Here is an 18,748-nt window from a genome sequence, read left to right on the forward strand (position 1 = left end):
GGTTATATTGTCGTGTAAGTTTAGTGTTTGCAGATGGATAAGGTTCGGGCTGAAAATATGCAGTTTGCCATCTGAACTGAGCACTAATACGCGCTCGCTGCCAGCGATAATACCGCTGACCACACGAGTCGGAGAGGCTACCTCGGCAACGTACACCATATCATGGTTGATTGGCGTGACGGCAACAACATAGTTCTCGTTAAAGTTTGCTAGATACAATAACCCTTTACTGTCGGGTATAACGATGGGTACTCTTTGCTCTGACTTGACCTTGAACCATTCTCTCTTATCCGCTAGCTCATTGATAAATGCGCGGTATTTCGCACTTTTTATAGTATTTATTACACTCACGAGGCACCCTCATACTAGTCTCATTTGGCATCGCCTTAATATAAGGATTGTACCGCGATTGTTGAAATGAAGCAGTAGTGAGATTGAAATATTGTACAATAAATTAATTGTGATCGGTTTATGGTGAGTCAGAAAATGAAGAAGGGCTGTTTCTCAGGCGATCCAAACCTAAGTTATTGTACAAAAAATTATACGTAAACTTTGCGAGAAACAGCAAAAAAAGAAGGGCATTGCACCCTTCAAACAAGTGCTCGATTATTTTTTGATTTCAGACTCGGGAATGCCGGCTTTAATCAAATGGAGCATAATAAGGTTGGTATTAAATGGCCCTGTTGGCTGAATCGCAATGTATCTGCGATAGAGCTTCTCTTGAGTCTCTGGGTCTGTTTCACCATACACATGTACATTCACTGGCAATCCAGATGAAATCACATCTGCGGACGTGTACGCAACCATGTCTAGCTCATGTTTAAATCTAAAACGTGGTGTGTTCAGCTTTGATGGGAACAAGATAGCATAGCGAGAGCCCGCTTTTTCAATACTTGCCACCCCAATGTCGCGCATTTCAATTCGCGCTTGTTGTTGGCGCAAGTTGATGATGGCGTTCATATCACGGTCATTACGCCATGCATCGTACTGTTTACCCGGTGCGTTGACGTCTTTTTCACGCACAATAAAGCGTTTTAGCGCGATAGCACCTTGTTTGGTCGCATCTGGCGACGGGGTAATAGAGCTTTGTGGTCCCGCCTTTGGTGCGCCTATAACTGGTGTATATGGAATGCCATTATTGTATGCATAATCTTCATAAGCGGCCTGATGAGCTGTTGAACGGGTATTGCTTTCATTGGAAATGCCATACATACAGAAAATAGGGTTACGGCTACCGTCAGCATCTGGTTCTCTCAGAGGTTGACCATCTGATTGGTCTACCGGGCGCTGTACCACAAACCAACTTTGTGTAGGTGGATCGCGGTGCTCATCACCCTCTAGCCAAATTGCTAAAAATAGACCGTGCTCGGTAGATGATGCACGCCATGAAACTGGGTGTGCTTGCAAACGACCTTTGACTACCTTGGTGTCAAAAAACAGACCATCACCCGTGTGAGAACGATGTTCAACACCTAGATCCGTATACGTATAATCATAACCAGGACCTAAGTTCCCAGAAGTCACGCCACGTGCGTCTTGGATCACTTGGCCATTTGAAAAGTCACACTGCAGTTGCGGTGTAACATGCGCCTCAATGGTTTGATATGAAAACTCTGAGCCACTAACCGTTTTAGCAGCCATCTTCAAAGCGATACGCTCGTTATCAAACATGTTTTGTGAATCACCGCGAGGGACTGCTACAAAGCTGTAACCACCTTGCGTATCAAATTTTTCTTTAGCGGTTGGGTATTGATATTTGATTTCCCAGCCAACGGTATTGAGCCACTCTGCGATTTCGAACAAGACGATACGCAGGTCGCTGTAGCCGTACTTAACATTACTTTGTACAAGGGTATTTAAAGCCATCCTCGTCTTCTCCTAAAATTAGTTTTGTTGTGTGCTGTTAAGGTTGCCTAAGCGACCGCCATACCAACGCATTAAAATACGCATACCTGTATTAAACTTACCTGTTGCAGGTAAACCTTTGTACAGACGCGACGTTTCTTCCCATGTGCCACCGTTTGCTTCGCATGACTTTTTACTACCATGGCCAGTGACAGAACAGACACCCTCATCGTACATGCTAAATTCAGATAGGGCGCCGTTGGAGATAACATCAGCCGAGGTATAACCAATGAGGTCTGCCTCTTCTAAGTACAGGTAGCGTTGTGTTGTCAGGCCAGACGGGACTGTGATCACGTATTCATAGTCTTCCGATACCGCCACTTGTTCGTAGGTGTTAATGATTGCGTTTGAATCCGGGCTATCATCTCCTGCGGTTTGCTCTTCAGAAGGACGGTGTACATCAGATTCACGTACAATAAAGTAATTACTGGTACTAACACGCTCATGATACACCCCATAAATACAAAACAAGGGGCAGAAACTCTTAGATTGGTCGACTAAAGGTGTGCCGGTGTCTTTATCGACTAAACGCTGTGTTGCAAACCAGCTAAAACGGTGACCATCACTGGTTTCATATTGATCCACCGCTTGGTCCCAAGTTGCTAGTACAATACCATGGTCGCTCACTGTTAGTGCATAAGACATTGGGACGTTACGGGCACCTTCTCTTGGGTCCATAGCTTCACCATCTACATCGAAGGATTGAATGGTTACCGGCACTAAGTCATATTTTAAGTTGTCGTAAAATTCTAACCCTTTGTTAATTGCGTCGGTACCTGAGCTTTTCACTACAAATGGGTCTTGTGGCGGGTATCCTGTTAGCTGTGGCGCTTGATTAAGGTTTGGATCCACATCGACTATCCAAATAGACTTGTACTTGAGTTGACCACTGGGGGCAAAGTTCTCATAGCTAATCTTGTAGTATGTAAATTCTGGATAATTGCTGAGTGGAAATTCAATTTCAAATTCTTGCTTTTGGCCAAGCTCGTCTCGTTTAGAGTCTTCAATTGCTAAATTGAGTATGCTTGGAGGAAGCTCGCCTTCCACTTTAATGGTTGTGATCGAGTCTCCATCAAGGTCTGCTAACGATTTGCCCACAGGAGCACGGAAATAAATGGTAAACTCTCTGCGTTCATATACCGGATCTTCAAACCCTGTTGCGCGGGTGCCGTCTGCTTTCTTATGCGGCTGTTTGTTTGAGTCCCCGTTGAATATAGGATAAACAGCTTTTATATCAATCCCTTCCGGGTTCATGACCTCAAACCACTCGAGGTTCAGTTGATAGAGTATGTGGTTATTTTCATCAAAGGCGCCACGCGGCACCATATTTCGGCTTCCCCATACTATGGTGTCACTAGCACCATTCGATTTATTGATACAATTCCACATTAAGTTGCCAAACCCATCAATATCGTGCGTATCTTTTATCTTGGTATGATAGATTGCACGGTTAATAAAACCATAGCGGTTTGATTGTGGCACGGCACCATTACCATCATGCACGCGATTACCAATAAAGCCTAAGGTACCGCGGGTTTGGATATTAGCAATATTGCTCTCATCATAGGATGTATTAGGTGGAATATAGGGAATGGCTGGTGCTTTGTCTTTGTCCATATCAATTTGTAGTGGTGTGGTTACATTGATATGGCCCATACCATGGCCAATTTCTGAACGAGTGTCAAAGCGGATCACCCAAGGTTGAGGGTTCGACTCGTCTCCTGCGCATGCATCGACATGCTCACTTGCTTGCACAATGATTACATCGTTGGCTGGGTTATCTGGATTTTGATAGTCAAGTTCTGAGGTATCTTGTGGATACACAATATCAAATGCTTTTATTTGGTTGCTATTTTCCCGTGTTAGGTCTTGTACAATAGATAAGAACATTTCCCGGGGTGTGGCGAACCCTCCGCGTGTTACGGAATAAGGTGAAAATTCTGACATGACTCATTTTCCTCGCTGTCTCTAGTCTCAGCACCATTACAGTTAGCTCTGTAACTGTTGTACAGTGTGTTTGTATTGTACAACAGTTTTGAACAAAATGGCGAATGCTCAATAACGATTATTAAGCTGTTTAATTACTGATTTTCCCCGGTATCTGGGGCATCACAATCTATTTCGGTTAACATTAGTACAGTCATATTGGTATTATGGCTGCTGTTTGGTGTTAATGCGGTATATTTACGATAACGTTTGGCGCTCGTGTCGCCCTCGTTATACACATTCACTTTAATGGTTAGCTGTGGCGCTATCACGTCGGCGGATGTATATGCCACCATATCCATATCATGTTGATAGCGAAAACGCTTTGTATTCAGTCTATTAGGATAAAGGATAACGTATTTGGCACCCGCTAAGGTAAATGCGCCGGCATTTGTTGCTTCTGAACTCGCTCGGTATTCAACTCGAGTTTGCTGTTGTACTTCGTTTACCCATGCATTGGAGTCACGGGTGTTCAGTGTCGCATCTTCAGCGTAGGTTGGTTTTAAAACGTCTTTTTCTCGTACCGTGAATTTTTGAATAACACCCGGTAGTGGACTTAAAGACACAGGTTGTGTTCTGCCTAGTGGCACTTGTCCGTCCATATCCATGGTGTAAATATCACCGTCTTGTGTGGTGCCAAAATTATCATAAATAAATTTGTTGTAGATACCATACAAACAGAAAATGGGGTTACGAGACCCTAACGGATCAGCGTCTTGCAGGTTGTTACCTGACTTTTGATCCACCGGTCTTTGCAGTACTAGCCAACTTTGTGTTGGCGAGTCTCCCGCAGATTGGTCGTCTGATTCCACCCAGTACGCAAAAGAAAAACCTCTGTCCGTGATAGATAAACGGTACGACATTGGGTAAGCACGTAACATGCCCTCAAACTCGCGCACGTCAATAAAGTAGAGTGTTGAGACGTTAAAGCCGTGGCTAGGCTGCGGTTGCTTTGTTGTTGCATTGGCTGCCGATGATTTGTTTAATGGGATCACATCACGGTAGTTGTAAGGCACTGTGTGCGGTGATTCACCAACATGACCACAGGTATAGCCGCGCAAATTCGGAATTGCTTCCTCAAAGTCTTCACCCAGTTGCAGTGGCGTCGCCATTTGGATTTCACAGGTGTATTGCGTATCCGCATATACCCTGATGCGATAAGGCTCTTCACCGTTCAGTAAATTGGTGGCAGTCGTCGACTCAAGCACAGCCATAATCGGCTGAGGGTTGTTTGGATCGTAGGTGATAGGCGTACGTGTAACCAGCTTATAGCCATTTTCAACCATTACTTGCAACCAGTTGCTGACAAGCTCTCGGACATCGGTAAAGCCATCTCGAGTAACGGTCGTGACAAAATGTTCTCCACCATTGGCCAAGCTCGCTGGTAAATTCGAAGTGTAAATATCACCATTTATTGTAAGTGGCATTGATAACTCTCCTGTTAGTAAGTGCCAGCGCTAGAGCCAGGCACAACGTCGGTTTGACCTACGTTGTCTTGTGTCGTGATCGCGGTGTTGTACCAGCGCATTAGAATACGTACACCCGTATTATATCTGCCCGTTGAGCGCAGTCCTTTGTAGCGCTTTTTACTACCGTCATTGTACATAGACAGTTCGGCAATACCGTCTTGAGAAATAATGTCGGCTGAGCAGTAACTGATCATGTCCATTTCTTCAAGGTACAAATAGCGCTGGGTATTGATACCACTGGGTACTGATACCACATATTCGTAGTTTTCTGTAACTGAGATCTGTTCGTTCGGATTGATCAGCGCAACGCTGTCTTGCGTGTTCTTAGTTGCATCTAAATCTTCAGAAGGACGGTGTACGTCTGATTCTCGAACCACAAAATAACGTTTAATATTTTGAGTTTGGTTTTGAATACCATACAAACAAGCTAGTGGACAGTGAGAATCCGCTTGATTAACAAGGGGTGTACCACTTTCTTTGTCTACTAGGCGTTGGCAAACAAACCAACTATGGCGGTGTCCTTTGGCATCATACTGATCCGTTGCTTCTTCCCAGATAGCCAGCGCAATACCATGATCACTGACTGACAGCGCATAAGACATTGGAATGTTAGGTGTACCTGCAATGCTTACCTGAGCCGTGTCAGGGTATTTAGTTTCAAATTCTGTTTTAATATTGTATAGCGGGCGGCGACAGAAAAAGCCTTTGTCTTCAATCTCTAAGCGAAGCTTGTCATTGGGGTCGCACCATGCAACTTGCTTGTCTACAACGGGAATTCGCTCGCCCAAGAAGCCCAATGTACCAACCACAATTGGTTCGTCACCCGTGCCACGGTTTGGTGGCGTGTAGTCGTACATTTGCCAGTCTCCACTGGCTGGTTTGTACAACTGTAGTGGGGTAGAAATATTGATGTGCAAGTTACCGACTTCAGGTGCATCGTTATCGCGATCTTCACGGCGATTGTTGTGTGCAGGGGTGCATTGTTTGCCAACACCCGTATCGAATCGAATAATCCACGGTTGCGGAATGATTTCTGTACCTTGCGCCTTAAAAGTAGGATCGGCGCCAGCTAAAGGGTCTACAAACCCTGTCGCTTGTACAACAAATACGTCGCTATCAATTGACTCCGGATCACCCAAATCTGGGTTATCGGCTGGATATAAAAGCTCAAACGCATTCTGTGCTTCATCGGCAGAAGTTGGATGCTCATAATAATTCACTAAATCGCGGACTACGGCTGTGATCAGGCTTTTTAACGTCGTGTATCCACCACGCTCGACTGAATAAGGCGCAAACTCCGCTTTTTTGACAAAACCCATAAATTTCTCCGGATAGTCTGGGGCCAATGCAAACTGGTCTCATTAATGCCTACTTTGCATACGCAAAGTGCGGTTTCACCTATTGTACAATTTAATGTGCTGAAGTTGTACAATATTTAAGGTGTATTCACTACTGTGTTTCACAAAATCTCAATATGTTGCGCACTATGTAATACGAAACATAACACTGACGCCGTTGTTATCGGCTAATGTACTTACCATGGTGTGATAGTCTCTGCGCTCGCCAAATACCTCAAGCGGTAAAGTGGCATTTGCGCTGACTAAGTCTGTATTGGCAAAGCCAATCATATCGAATACACCATCATAGCTAAATCGTTCAGTAGAGAAATTATTTGGAAATTGAATAAAGTAATCTCTACTTTCTGAAATCTCTTTTAACTTAACTGTATGCATAGCGCTGTAACGGTTGTACTGATCTGAAATTGCCGTTTGCACCGGTGCTGGTACAGGAATATCGCGTTCTCGAACCAGCATTTGTTCAACTTTTGACTCATAGCGATTGAATATGCCGCTTAAAGCAATCACCGGGTTATGCTCAGTTGGAATAGCAATACCATTTTGCCACTCTACCGGCTTTTGTACTACTAGCCATGAAAGTTGACGGTTTAAGCTATCAACGACTGCATGCTCCCAAATTGCTAAAGCAAAACCATGAGAGTCTGCTGTGAAAAGCACAGAGAAAGGTCGAGAATATTTAGCGTCACCTGCAAGTCCTTCTCTTTGATGCCAATAGCCAACAGCGTAAGTTGTATCTTTTGTATTAAGACTGCCGATATTTCTGTTATACAGTGAGCCGTCAGGATCAAGCTGCATGGGCGTCACAATATTCAGGCGTAGCGTTGTGTCGTTTACCAGCTCAAAACGAACGACCCAGGGCTGATCTTTTGCATGCGCATCGAGCGTGACACGCGGCATCAAGTTGAGTACACGGCCATTCTCCATTCGTTTATACGTGAAATACATGCTCGTTGATTCTATCAAAAAATCAAACACTTGTGCCAATTCTACTAAGCCATGTTTAAACTGATGGTACATAATTTACTTTACCAGCCCTTCATGTCGAGATGTGTTTTATTGTTCATCATGCCGTTAACCTGTGGCCAATAACCAGTTATAGCTTTCATCATGCACCGAACGGACATGCTCTTTAATTTCAGGTCCGTTTATATAAATCATAATAATGGTGCCCGTTGAGTCTTGCGCATGATTCAATACTGTTTTAAAGCGCCTATTTTGCTTTTCATAAAATACTCGCGAAAATTCAATGTTTTGCAGGCTACCAAATAAGCGAGATTCGCTATATGCGATCAGGTCGAGTACATGTTTGTAGCGATAACGACGCGTATTTAAGTTATGGGGGAAAAATACTTTTGCGGTATTGTCATCGGTGAAGTAGTTAACCTCAGCATCTGGATGGGGCAAGATGGCATTGTCCATATACTTAAATCGCCAAGCTGGTTGGCTTTTAGTTGGGACGTATACGTCGGCTTCTCGTACGACAAACTTGTTTCTTACATGCCCAAAGCCATTTTTTATTTCATATGCGGCGAATACGGGCGACATTTCACTCACCAGCGGTTCACCAGACTCTGGATCAACAGGGCGTTGTACGCAAAGCCAGCTAAACCAGCTCGCGTTGTTGCTGTTTATTTGTGTCGCGTCATCAAACGTTTCTTCGTATGAGAAAAAAACAAAGCCACGTTCGGTTAATGTCAATACATACCCCATTGGGTATGCCGGAGCCGCTTTTCTTAGGTATGTTCTATCAACGAATGGGATCCCTGCATTGCCAACATCAGAGCCAATAACACCGACGTGGTCCCAACCCACCAACCTTTCAAACTGACCTTGGACCTCGGTGAGCATTGCCGTATCGGGCAGTTGTAACTTAGGGGCAACATATAATCTGGCTTCGTTCCATTTAACTTTAAACATAACGCGCCAACTATATTGGTTGCCAGCCAGCATAGCATTGCCCTCTGGCAATACCTCGAGTAAGCAGGAGAATGGCGCATCATCTTCAAGCAGTTTCGGGTGAATGATTTGATCATTATCTAACTGCTGTATCGAGACTGACTGAAATTTTCCAGACTCGACCATGTCAATGACAACGTCTTTTAGCATATTGACGTGTGATTTGTAGCCACTGCGGTTAAACGACATACCTGACATAGTGTTTACTCGCTATATTGGCTTTTTTGACGAGCTAACACATATAGGTCCGTAAAGTAGGCAGGCAAAGCGCAAAGTCGTGTATTGCATGTTTCACGTGTGGACATCATACAGGCCCCATAATTCCCATTATTTACCGCTTGGTTATCGGCTTAGTCTCAGTTGTACAATAGAGTATATCAAGAGTCGTAGTCGCTGAACAGCTTATCATGGCTGTTAAACACTTTCGGGTCTTTTTATTTCAAAAAAATCGCTGTTATACGGACATGTCAGCATATGTTGTGCAGTGTGGACTGCAACGACATCGATAGCTTCTTTCAGTTGCTCCGTAATAGAGGAGTTGTTCATGACTGATAATATATTTGCGACCTGCTCATATAAAGCATATTGGTCTTTATCAAACAAACTCATTATCCTATTGTACAGTATGTCGATTACTTCGAACTCGTGTTGCTCAATCGAAGATGCACAACGGCTGAGGGCTTGCAACACAGATGTACGCGCCACGTAATGCGCACCGTGAATTTTTTTATTGCTATGAGGGTGTTTAATCATAGCTCACCTACCTCACCCGTTTTGGTGTTTTTATGTCGCATGTTAAGCGTATAACGGTGCAACCATTGATATGTTGAGTAATGTAAAACGCCCAGCTCTAAAAGTTGCGAGAGTTCGCGCTGTAAATCGGCTAAAGAGCGTTCCTTTACGAATAGTTGCCGAACTTTTGATGCATGGATAGCAGCGCCAGTCTTGTCTTTTGCTGGTGTGACGAAGTGACAGTCAAACACATTTTGCAAAGACTTATTGAATTTATCGCATACACTCGGGCTTGACGAAAGCAGTAACCTGTCGCCACTAGTATTTGAGCTCACGAGTTCAATAAAATCGTCATTGCTGCTTTGCTCTGGTAAATAAGCAAACTTAAAAGCGGGTACAAATGATTGAGAGGCACACCAGCGTTCAATCATTTCTTGGCTTTGAACTGTGCTCCATACATGCTCAGAAGAGGCGATTGCACTAGAATGGCGAAAAACAATCAGCGTATTATTGGCTTGATGTCTGGCCAAATTTAGCAAGTGGATGTGACCCATTGTGAGGGGAGCGGGCTTTAAGGGTACAATAGACCAATCATAATCTTTAGATGTCATAGTTCAGCGTCTCATACTTCCAGTCTCAAATTAGCATTGCAAAATTGCCTTAGTTATAAAAGAGTACTTAGATAGGTACAATTTTCAGGCATCTTATCAAATTACCTGAGAGAAACAAGGCTTTGCTGTGTCGTTTACTATCACCCAATTGCATGATACCAGCTAGATTGCTCCTGGAGTCTGCGTTTGGTGTTCTTAAGCATCATTCTTCCTTCATAAACAAGTAACTTTCCATCCATTGAGACTGGAAAGTCTTGCAATGTAAAAGCACGCCTAGAGCGACCAATAGCCAGTAAAGAGTAAGCCACCAAAAGGTCTAAAAATAAAACATCATCATAGGAAATTGATGGTAGGGTACAGGTCGATACTCGATCGCTTTCATTCAACGTGATATCACTCATAACATGAGGGTAAAGCGCTGTTACATCGTATTTTCCAGCGGGCCCATCTATGAAAAGCGTTGGTGTTTGGTATTCCCAAGCAGGTTGCTTGTGGTTGATTGCTAAGCCATAAACTAATTCTGCAATGGCTGCTTCTTGATTTAATGGGGTCACGCTCGAGATCCAACTCGGGCTACCCATTGATGAAGTAGTGAAGTCATAAGCGTCGCGGCAGTCAATGACAAGGCGTTTTGATTGCGGGCAGTATTTGTTGTAAATGCCCAACGCGCGTTTCACAATGAGGTGAAATTGATGCTTATCGATTTGGGTCATCTCTAGCTCGCCCATAATGAACCCACCCGTCTCTATCATGACGTAGTCAATTAACTCTTCGAGATACATACCAAGTACTCCAATTGATTGTAAGGACACTGAAATTGAAACTCACAAATGTGTGAGTTTCTGACGCCAAATTTTACAACAGCGCTGACTAAAGTGTGTTGTTCGTCGTTACCAAAAAGCCAACTGACTTAATATTTAACACGAAACAAAATGTAATTGTACAATACAAGATGCGGCAGGAGAATAATAGAGTTGAGTAAGTTGAATCTTGATATTGTACAATTATTTGTGGCAGGTTAGCTATTGCCGACTGCTAACTTAAAAAGTCGCTCAATGATACTTTCATCTGGGTGCGTTTCTCCGCACCCATCAGAGAATGCAAGCGCAATTTCTTGAATCAACACGAGCTGCTCAGTTTTTATTTCATTGTGAGAAAGACCTAATTTGGACATTATTTGGTGCGTAACAACACTGAACTTCAAAATATCTACCGGTTTTCGTTCAACTTTTTTCCGCTCACCGTATTCCCAATAAAGTAGATCTACTTGTAAGATCTGCGCAAAATGCACTCTATCTTCAGCCTTTCTAGGTAATACGTCGTCTTTTAACCACTTTGCAGCCGCCGAGAAGGATATATCGGCAATCTCTCTAACCACGGTGGTTCTACCATGGCCAGGCTCTTTCCATCGTTTCTTATTTTTATCCAACATTTCATTGAGGCGGGCTGACGGTCCATTTGGGCTTTTTAAGCCCAGATTTTGGTGATCTTTATAGTATAGTTCTGTCAACTTTAGTGGCTCCGAACGAAAAACATTGCTTAACACTTAAAGTGCAAAAAGCTGCAGCAATCATACAGCCGTTGCAGTTGAAACGCCATAGGATGCGTTGTTCTAATTCGGCTATAAGTATGATTTTGTTCATATTAAATCGATTATTAGTAAGATTTTTTTATTACTACTTTGTCAATTTGAAAAATAACACTTTGAATTAATAGCACTTTAAATGTATTTTTTAATATTTATAATTATATAAAACAGGATAATTGGCACCGCAATTTATCCAAAATGTGAATTGGTTTAGATGCGTTTGTCCGTCTAGATTTGCTATATATCAACACAACTCTATCAAGAAGTGTGCTAAAACGGGTTTTCAGATACAGAAGTGAAGAATTGTATATGACGCAACAGATTGAGCTTGAATCAATCACACTTTGAGTGTAATGTTTTATAGCGCGGGGAAATGTTAGTCGTTGTATTACTAGACAATCTAGGGCGCCTATAAAGAAATGTACGTTTTATTAGGGAGTGAGTGTTGTATGACAATAAGGTACAGCAAGTCCAACATAGCAGATGGTCGAGGCAAGCGAATAAGCCTAAACAGTCTTCTAAAAGATACCCACGTTAGAGCATTTGAAACACTGGCTTTGAATACAGCCAATGGATTGCGAAACGCTCTGCCGTTAAGTGAAAACTCGAAAGTAGCCTATTTACTCGTCACTTGTGCGGATACACTAGGCATGAGTTTTGATGAGTTCAATTACAACGTGAGTGTTGCGATTGTGGGTGTGGCCAATGACGCGGGAATATTAACCTATAATAAATGGGTGCCTGAAAATGAAATCCAGGCAACGTTGTTAGCGACGGTTTCTGACGTTGCATATCAAGCCTTTGAGTTCCCGTCAGATGAATTCTATATAGGCAATCCAGATATTGAGCAAGTATTTGACATTACGCCGGTATTGGATAATCTGACGCTTAACTAGCTCTGAACTGCTGTTGGGTCTGGTATACTCACTTTTAAAGTGGTGTTTCCAATATATGATTGCCACTGCGCCTTGCGTTTCGTAGCGAACTGCATTTAGAATGTCGACTCGAGACTAACAACATTTAACCCTATATCATTGATATGACACATTGTTCATTGAAAACAATGGAAATGGGTTTTATGTCAACTTTGTAATAAATGGTGGACTAGGATGGACGCAAAACACTTCAATGCGACTTTTGTACGAGACGAAATTAACATAGCAGCGCTGCTTAATACAACTTACCAAGGCGGCCCAGCACTCATCGCTGCGTATGAAGCCTTAAGTGATGAAGACAAGGCAAAGGTGTTATGTAACGCGGCAATTAATGTTGGGGTTGGCATAGCAGGTATGGTGCCACCAGTTGAGTATGAAGAAGAGGAATAGTAAAGGCCTAGTCATGCGCTAAGAATTGTTTTACCAGGTCGACGGTGCAAATATGGTCATATTTCATATTGTCGTTTTTAAAGCGCGGTAACGACGAATTTGCTGGCAGCATGACGCATTCCTCAAAATCGTGAGTAATGACAAATTGGCTTTCTTGGTTTTTCGTAGTGATTGCACGCGAATAGTCATTTATTTCACATGGTGCGCCTGTTAGGGCGCAATATATCACGGTGCCAGAACAATGCTCTATGCTTAATAAACAGTTTGCTTGGCTGGCATTGTGAATTAGTTTATCTAGTAGCTCATTGATTTTTAATAAATCTTTTATCCCCGTATAACGGCGGATATTTTGCAAGCAGAATATCAATTGTATTTGTCGTTCTGGTTTATTGATGTCATAGCGATGTATTAATCTCCCAAGCAAAGCGCTGGTCATCGCAATTATAGACCGCTCAAGTAGGTTGCCGGCTTTAAGGCTGTCTTGATGTGGGATAATAGAAAAAGAGCAATCGTTTGCTCGATGTAGTCTTGAATGAACTGCTTGAGATGGTTGTTTTTGATAGCAAGGTGACGCATCAGCATCAGGTGTAGTACGTAGTTTGCGCTCATTCATATAAAAAATTTCCTGACTATCAGTTTATTGATGCGGTGCGGTGTAACGCATTCTATATTGTACAATTTAATCATGTTATGGCGTGCGAATTTGTTCTTGCAAAAAGCCATCAATCATATTATTGAAATTGTATTCACCCAGCGCTTTTCTTAATCTAACTCTATCTTCCGTTAAGCGTCCGCTTTCAATAAGCAAATTAATGGTATAACGGGCTTTGAGTATGTCATGCTCATCATTGCCTACATACACTACACAATATATATCATGTTGAACGTAGTTAGTGGGGTAGGGGAGCTTATCACAATGAAGCACATTACCAATGCGATGTGTGTTTGGTTTTTGAGTTGATGTTAAAAAAAGTGGCTCTGAATTATACATTTAAAGAGTCTCATTGAGAGGTAAAAAGCAATGCAATAAAGAATGAGCGAGTAGGACACTCGCTCTATTATTTTTATTTACGGTGCGCATTGTACAATCTACACCGTATCTAAAAGGGTCGCTGACACCTTACTGACAAACTTAGAACTAGGCTCTAGTAACAGAGCCCAACTCGTTTTGGCTTAACGATTACTAAATTTTAAGAAAAAGCGTTCAAACGCAGCTTGTCCGACATAAACAATACGCGTTAAACCGGTATCAACGCCTTGGTCATCTTTGTCTTCGGTTATATAAAACACACCTTCAGAGAAGCGAACAATACTGTCAATGTGATGCTCTCTTACATAACATGGCGCTGTGATCATCTTGAACACACGTTGGGCGTCATTAGGTTTTAAATCAAGCGTAATATAAATACCTGGCGCTTGTACCCCTTTACTTTTGGCTTCATATAGCAAGTCCATGAGTTGTTTGCGCATCGCATTAGCGTCAGGTTCTAGGGTTTGCACAGTCGCGATCGCGGCTTGTTTGAGTAGAGCCTTGTACGCTGAGCCAATATCTTTAATGTCACCTTCGCTCAATTGCGCCAAAAGCGCATCTCTTTGTGCCGGTGTCAGCTGGGCAATACTTTTAGCGGCATCTTCAAGGATTTTTTGATCTATGCCGCCGCCGTCTAAAATAACGGTATCAACAAAGTGATCTAACCATGGAATTTGTATGTTTTGTGCTAATTTCAATGGTGCAGATGCACCTACGGGTGTATCAGGTTTTGAGACATAGCGTATTTGTACATCATATTCAACGTAACGTTGGTAGATTGAACCGGGTAAATCTTCAACTGCGAATTTTTCGCCTTCAGGACCAAAAAACTCATCCCGTTCAACAATATATTCACGCGGGCCGGTATTTGATAGCACGGAGTTGATCACCTCGAAACGTACTGCCAAGTTGTCTTTTCCGCTCATATTAACGCTTTCAATATCGTAAATTAATCGATATGGGTCATTTGGGCTTGAGAAAACAATATCAGTCAGTGTTGGCGCAGCATAAGCCGTTCCGTGTGTGGTAAAGGCACCCTGTAACCAACCCGATTGCAGAACACCATCAACAACAAGCTCAATACCATAATAATAATCGGTACCTGAAAGTAAGCCATCTACAAATAAGTCTTTGTATTGAAAACGGTCTTCTGCTTGATAGGTGACTTTGTAAGATAGCTGCGTACCGTTAAACTTGTATGGATTTAAGTTACTTTGCGCGTATGCTTGATCAAATGAAACTGAGTTGCTATCTAATTCGTCTTTTGCTGCAACATAAATAGACAAATAGGTATTGGGTAAACTGGCTTGGTCTTTCAATGCATCTCGCAGCGAAATATGATCTTGCGCGCCAACCAAGGCAATGGCGTGGCGCATAAGCCCATCGGCTGCAGCTTGTGTTTGCGCCGTCGTGACTACGTTATTTGTAGCATTCAAAAACGACAATAAATCAAAATTCATAGGAGATCACCTCTATAAAAATCGGGCGTATCAACGCCCGATAAGACTGTTTAACAGGTTATGAGAAAATAAGCTCAGCACGGTCACGATACACATCACCACGCACTGATACTTGGAACTTTCTATCAGAAATAACGCCGTCTTCAACAATTGGGCCTAAGTAAAAGGCTTTACCAAGCCAAGTAAAATAACGGGTTTCCACGCCATTGGTGTAGCCTTGTTTAGTAACAAACATGAATACGTCATAGGTATCAAACTCAGCATCACCTGAAGACACACTCAAGTCCATTACTTCGCTGTACTCTGGGTCAATATCGCTGTACAACGCAATGCGGCGTAGTTGAGTGCGTACTGCATTGAAGGTATCTTTTACGCCTTTAAATTCCTCTACCGCTACGTCACGAGTCAAGTCGTACATTTGCGATGCAACAAGCGAGTAGGCGCCGGTATTTAACGCTGTGCGAAGTGCTTTGCGCGCGTCTTCATTGACTGTTAACTTAGCCGCTACCTTACTGACCAAAGCATCTTCAATTTGCTTGCCTTTGATAACCGTGGTATCTACAAAGCCAGAAAGCCAAGGTAATACAAATGGTTGTGCTGAAACTTCAACAGAAGGTGATGCTGAACTAGGTGTATTGTCAACTTTTTTGATGGCTCTTAAGTAAACTGAATAGTTTACAAAACTGCGCATATTGTTTTCACCAACAGAAAATACAAATGTTGGTTTACTTTCAGCGATAAACTTAAATTCACCTGAAAATACCACTTTTTGTTCATAGGGTACCTCTGGCATTTCATGTTTAGTATGATCAACAACTTCAAGCAAAAAGTCGCCTACTTCAGTCGTAGACACGTTATCTACGGTCACTTCAATGCCACTTGAAGTTTCCTCTACGAGTAAACTAACATCTTTTGGTGGATTGACTGTTTCACCAGCAAGTTGAATTGTATCGCTTGGCGCTAAGAAAAAAGCATCTTTTGGCAAGTCACTCGTTCCTTGAATAACACCGTTCAAAACAAGTTCGAATGCACATTTATAACGCGCATTTGCGGCTATACCATCGATTGTAATTGGCGCGTATTCAGCACCACCTTCTTGTGCTTGGTAAAAATCCTTAAGTGCTATTTTAGTGATGAGTGCATCTGATAAGTCATCTTCTTTGGTCAGATCGCCCACTTTTTCTTTCAAATATACAGTGATATATGAATTACGAATATCCTCTTTGAGAGAAATGTTATTTTCACTTGCATACGCTTTAATTGCATTGAATAAGTAGTCGCCTGCAATTTCTTGATTCTCTAAAGTCAGCGATAGACTATAGATACCATGGTTGTTAGGTTGCGACGTAAACGTCACGGTGTCTTTCAATACAGTAGTAATATCAAATGCCATGTTAGCATCTCCTATAGGTGCAGGATTGTAAGGCTCAATCTCACAGACTCATTTATGTACCAACAACGCGTTTGTTAGTTCAATATTCTCACAGGTGCAATCAGGGCTCGGTTCGCCCAATTGCATGCTTTAAGAGGCGCCCATTGATACTCGAAAACCGTTATTCAGCTATGTGACGAGGTGGCTAGCATGATTAATGCAACCACCCTTTGGTTGTTTTCAAGTATCGAATCTGGCGCTCTTTTATATGCTAAGTGAGCAAAGGCACTTTTGGTTTCTGCTTGTAAAAACCAGCACGCATTGCCCAACTCAGTTTCGATGATCAAAGCTAGTCTGTGATTATATTCACATAAATAACACGCCTTTTGGTGTGCATAGGTGAATGCTATCAGCAAATCATTTTTCTCTCGGCTTTGCTCTTCGAACGAGTGTTTAAGTTTTACATGGCTATTGAGTAATTCCTTACGCTGGCCCTCACTTGCTGTTAAAGCTTGCTCGTAGTTTGCCAGAGGCATTAAACCTAAAATATCTTGTAAAACACTATAGTCTCTTGATCTTGGAGACCAGTCTAGTCCGAGCTTGTCTAATGCAATAGACAAAGCATCTTTTGCTAATCGAACTTCCTCTGCTAACAACTCATTGGTAAAGCGCAGGCGTTGCTGCTCTTTAAATATATCATCTCGGTTTTTGCCGAGCTCGTTATGGTGAGATATGTGCTTTTGTGTCATGTTGCGCTTCCTTATCGTTGAGCCAAATAAACATCTCAACGCTCTCAAACGCAAAGTAGAACCTTATCTTCTACCTACCTCACACATTTAACCTAGGCTAATTTGTCACCGAAGTGATAGCTATCTGTCTTGAACGGTATTGTTCAATCACTTTAGTTCTTGCTTCACTCCAAGGTGCACAGCAACCCTTACCAAATTGCATAGCGGAACCATCATTTGTATTATTGTACAATGAGTATAGGTTGCAGCGATAGAGATTTACGTTATCTTCTAACGTTTCATCTGAAATTAGGTGAGTGCATTGATTTGTTTCTGTGTTTATTTCGCCTTTTTCACATAAACTGGTTCGGCAACATGCACCACTTCTAACGCACTTGAAATGATAAATTGGTTCTTCTTCAGTACCTGAGATCACCAACAATTGTTCCTGTTCCATTCTTTTTAGCTCGGTATCACTCGGCCGCCAAAATTCGGGGTCAATCGTCGCAACCCCTTGGTTATCGCTATTCACAAACTGGCACTTTATGATCATCGTGAGCGATGGTTGCCACACTCACTCTATTTACCAGCATAGGTTCTTTATTATGGGAAGAAAGTAGTACGCTATCTTTATCAAATCGACGCACTTTGCCGTTAAGACAAATACCATTGACTAAATACACACGCACTTTAGCCCCTTTTAACAGGAACTGTATTAAGTGCTCTCCCCAAAGATCAAAAGGCTCACCATTGGGAAATACAAACTCTTTATTAGACATCGATTTAACTCCAGTTTACTGATTACTACTTGCGCCACTTTTGTTCATATTTGCGACACAACAACTCATTTTTTAAAGGTCACAGACGTTAATTACGTATGTTTCTTGTTCTTACAAATTTGTCAAAGCCTCTAAACCCAAACGAGGCACCTACGGCCAGACCAAACATATATCGGTAAAACTCTGGCGTTTGTTCTAATTGGATAAAACCTTCATGTGCATAAGGTGCAAGCTGTGGGATAAAACACATAATAAACGGCACGCTTAATAAGACCGTGAACCACTCATCTTTCCAGCTCGTTGCTGCGCCATTGGCCATCGCTTCTTCCCAGCTGATCACGCGTTGCGCTTTGGCATGCGCAGCTTGTTTTGCGATATCCTGTTTACCTTTGAATATTTCGAAAATCCAACCGCCTGCGGCTGTAAGAACTTGAAACCACATGTTTTAT

General features: G+C 42.4%; 21 protein-coding genes. 2 read left to right on the forward strand and 19 right to left on the reverse strand.

Annotated elements, in window-relative coordinates:
* The 11 genes from AC5FX4_RS23070 to AC5FX4_RS23120 form a co-directional block, all read right to left on the reverse strand.
* Positions 1-351: hypothetical protein (locus AC5FX4_RS23070; protein ID WP_493608778.1), on the reverse strand; the 351-nt coding region annotated here is incomplete at its 3' end.
* A 255-nt stretch (positions 352-606) separates the two neighbouring features.
* Positions 607-1,866: a hypothetical protein gene (locus AC5FX4_RS23075; RefSeq protein WP_493608779.1), complete on the reverse strand. Its 1,260-nt coding sequence runs from the start codon at positions 1,864-1,866 to the stop codon at positions 607-609.
* An 18-nt stretch (positions 1,867-1,884) separates the two neighbouring features.
* Positions 1,885-3,852, reverse strand: coding sequence for a hypothetical protein (locus AC5FX4_RS23080; RefSeq protein ID WP_493608780.1), 1,968 nt, complete (start codon positions 3,850-3,852; stop codon positions 1,885-1,887).
* Positions 3,853-3,986: 134 nt separating this feature from the next.
* Positions 3,987-5,318 carry a hypothetical protein gene (locus AC5FX4_RS23085; RefSeq protein ID WP_493608781.1) on the reverse strand — a complete coding sequence of 444 codons (1,332 nt, stop codon included), beginning with the start codon at positions 5,316-5,318 and terminating at the stop codon, positions 3,987-3,989.
* A 14-nt stretch (positions 5,319-5,332) separates the two neighbouring features.
* A complete protein-coding gene (locus AC5FX4_RS23090) occupies positions 5,333-6,679 on the reverse strand; it encodes a hypothetical protein (protein ID WP_493608782.1) in 1,347 nt (448 codons plus the stop codon).
* Positions 6,680-6,844: 165 nt separating this feature from the next.
* Positions 6,845-7,735 carry a hypothetical protein gene (locus AC5FX4_RS23095; protein WP_493608783.1) on the reverse strand — a complete coding sequence of 297 codons (891 nt, stop codon included), beginning with the start codon at positions 7,733-7,735 and terminating at the stop codon, positions 6,845-6,847.
* 54 nt (positions 7,736-7,789) lie between these two features.
* Positions 7,790-8,872 (reverse strand): hypothetical protein, encoded by a 1,083-nt coding sequence (locus AC5FX4_RS23100; protein ID WP_493608784.1) that lies wholly within the window; start codon positions 8,870-8,872, stop codon positions 7,790-7,792.
* Between the two features lie 216 nt (positions 8,873-9,088).
* Complete coding sequence (locus tag AC5FX4_RS23105; RefSeq protein ID WP_493608785.1) at positions 9,089-9,427, reverse strand: hypothetical protein; 339 nt, start codon at positions 9,425-9,427, stop codon at positions 9,089-9,091.
* A complete protein-coding gene (locus AC5FX4_RS23110; protein WP_493608786.1) occupies positions 9,424-10,017 on the reverse strand; it encodes a nucleotidyl transferase family protein in 594 nt (197 codons plus the stop codon). The genes AC5FX4_RS23105 and AC5FX4_RS23110 overlap by 4 nt, the downstream gene beginning before the upstream one ends.
* A gap of 140 nt (positions 10,018-10,157) precedes the next feature.
* The gene (locus tag AC5FX4_RS23115) at positions 10,158-10,799 is read right to left on the reverse strand and encodes a hypothetical protein (protein ID WP_493608787.1); all 642 of its coding nucleotides are present in this window, start codon (positions 10,797-10,799) and stop codon (positions 10,158-10,160) included.
* A 236-nt stretch (positions 10,800-11,035) separates the two neighbouring features.
* A complete protein-coding gene (locus AC5FX4_RS23120) occupies positions 11,036-11,527 on the reverse strand; it encodes a hypothetical protein (protein ID WP_493608788.1) in 492 nt (163 codons plus the stop codon).
* A 527-nt stretch (positions 11,528-12,054) separates the two neighbouring features.
* Here AC5FX4_RS23120 and AC5FX4_RS23125 point away from each other — a divergent pair.
* Positions 12,055-12,501, forward strand: coding sequence for a hypothetical protein (locus AC5FX4_RS23125; protein WP_493608789.1), 447 nt, complete (start codon positions 12,055-12,057; stop codon positions 12,499-12,501).
* A 213-nt stretch (positions 12,502-12,714) separates the two neighbouring features.
* Positions 12,715-12,930: a hypothetical protein gene (locus AC5FX4_RS23130; RefSeq protein ID WP_493608790.1), complete on the forward strand. Its 216-nt coding sequence runs from the start codon at positions 12,715-12,717 to the stop codon at positions 12,928-12,930.
* A gap of 7 nt (positions 12,931-12,937) precedes the next feature.
* Here the strand turns inward: AC5FX4_RS23130 and AC5FX4_RS23135 are convergent, their stop codons facing one another.
* The 8 genes from AC5FX4_RS23135 to AC5FX4_RS23170 form a co-directional block, all read right to left on the reverse strand.
* A complete protein-coding gene (locus AC5FX4_RS23135; RefSeq protein ID WP_493608791.1) occupies positions 12,938-13,543 on the reverse strand; it encodes a hypothetical protein in 606 nt (201 codons plus the stop codon).
* 75 nt (positions 13,544-13,618) lie between these two features.
* A complete protein-coding gene (locus AC5FX4_RS23140) occupies positions 13,619-13,921 on the reverse strand; it encodes a hypothetical protein (RefSeq protein WP_493608792.1) in 303 nt (100 codons plus the stop codon).
* A 182-nt stretch (positions 13,922-14,103) separates the two neighbouring features.
* A complete protein-coding gene (locus AC5FX4_RS23145) occupies positions 14,104-15,420 on the reverse strand; it encodes a hypothetical protein (protein ID WP_493608793.1) in 1,317 nt (438 codons plus the stop codon).
* A gap of 58 nt (positions 15,421-15,478) precedes the next feature.
* On the reverse strand, positions 15,479-16,813 hold the full coding sequence (locus AC5FX4_RS23150; RefSeq protein WP_493608794.1) for a hypothetical protein: 1,335 nt from the start codon (positions 16,811-16,813) through the stop codon (positions 15,479-15,481).
* A 164-nt stretch (positions 16,814-16,977) separates the two neighbouring features.
* A complete protein-coding gene (locus AC5FX4_RS23155; protein ID WP_493608795.1) occupies positions 16,978-17,541 on the reverse strand; it encodes a hypothetical protein in 564 nt (187 codons plus the stop codon).
* Between the two features lie 97 nt (positions 17,542-17,638).
* A complete protein-coding gene (locus AC5FX4_RS23160) occupies positions 17,639-18,052 on the reverse strand; it encodes a hypothetical protein (protein ID WP_493608796.1) in 414 nt (137 codons plus the stop codon).
* Positions 18,045-18,299: an RNA chaperone Hfq gene (locus tag AC5FX4_RS23165; protein WP_493608797.1), complete on the reverse strand. Its 255-nt coding sequence runs from the start codon at positions 18,297-18,299 to the stop codon at positions 18,045-18,047. Before AC5FX4_RS23165 ends, AC5FX4_RS23160 begins: the two co-directional genes overlap by 8 nt.
* An 88-nt stretch (positions 18,300-18,387) precedes the next feature.
* A complete protein-coding gene (locus tag AC5FX4_RS23170) occupies positions 18,388-18,741 on the reverse strand; it encodes a hypothetical protein (protein WP_493608798.1) in 354 nt (117 codons plus the stop codon).
* Between the last annotated feature and the right edge of the window lie 7 nt (positions 18,742-18,748).

Source organism: Pseudoalteromonas sp. ATL1, assembly GCF_058933015.1.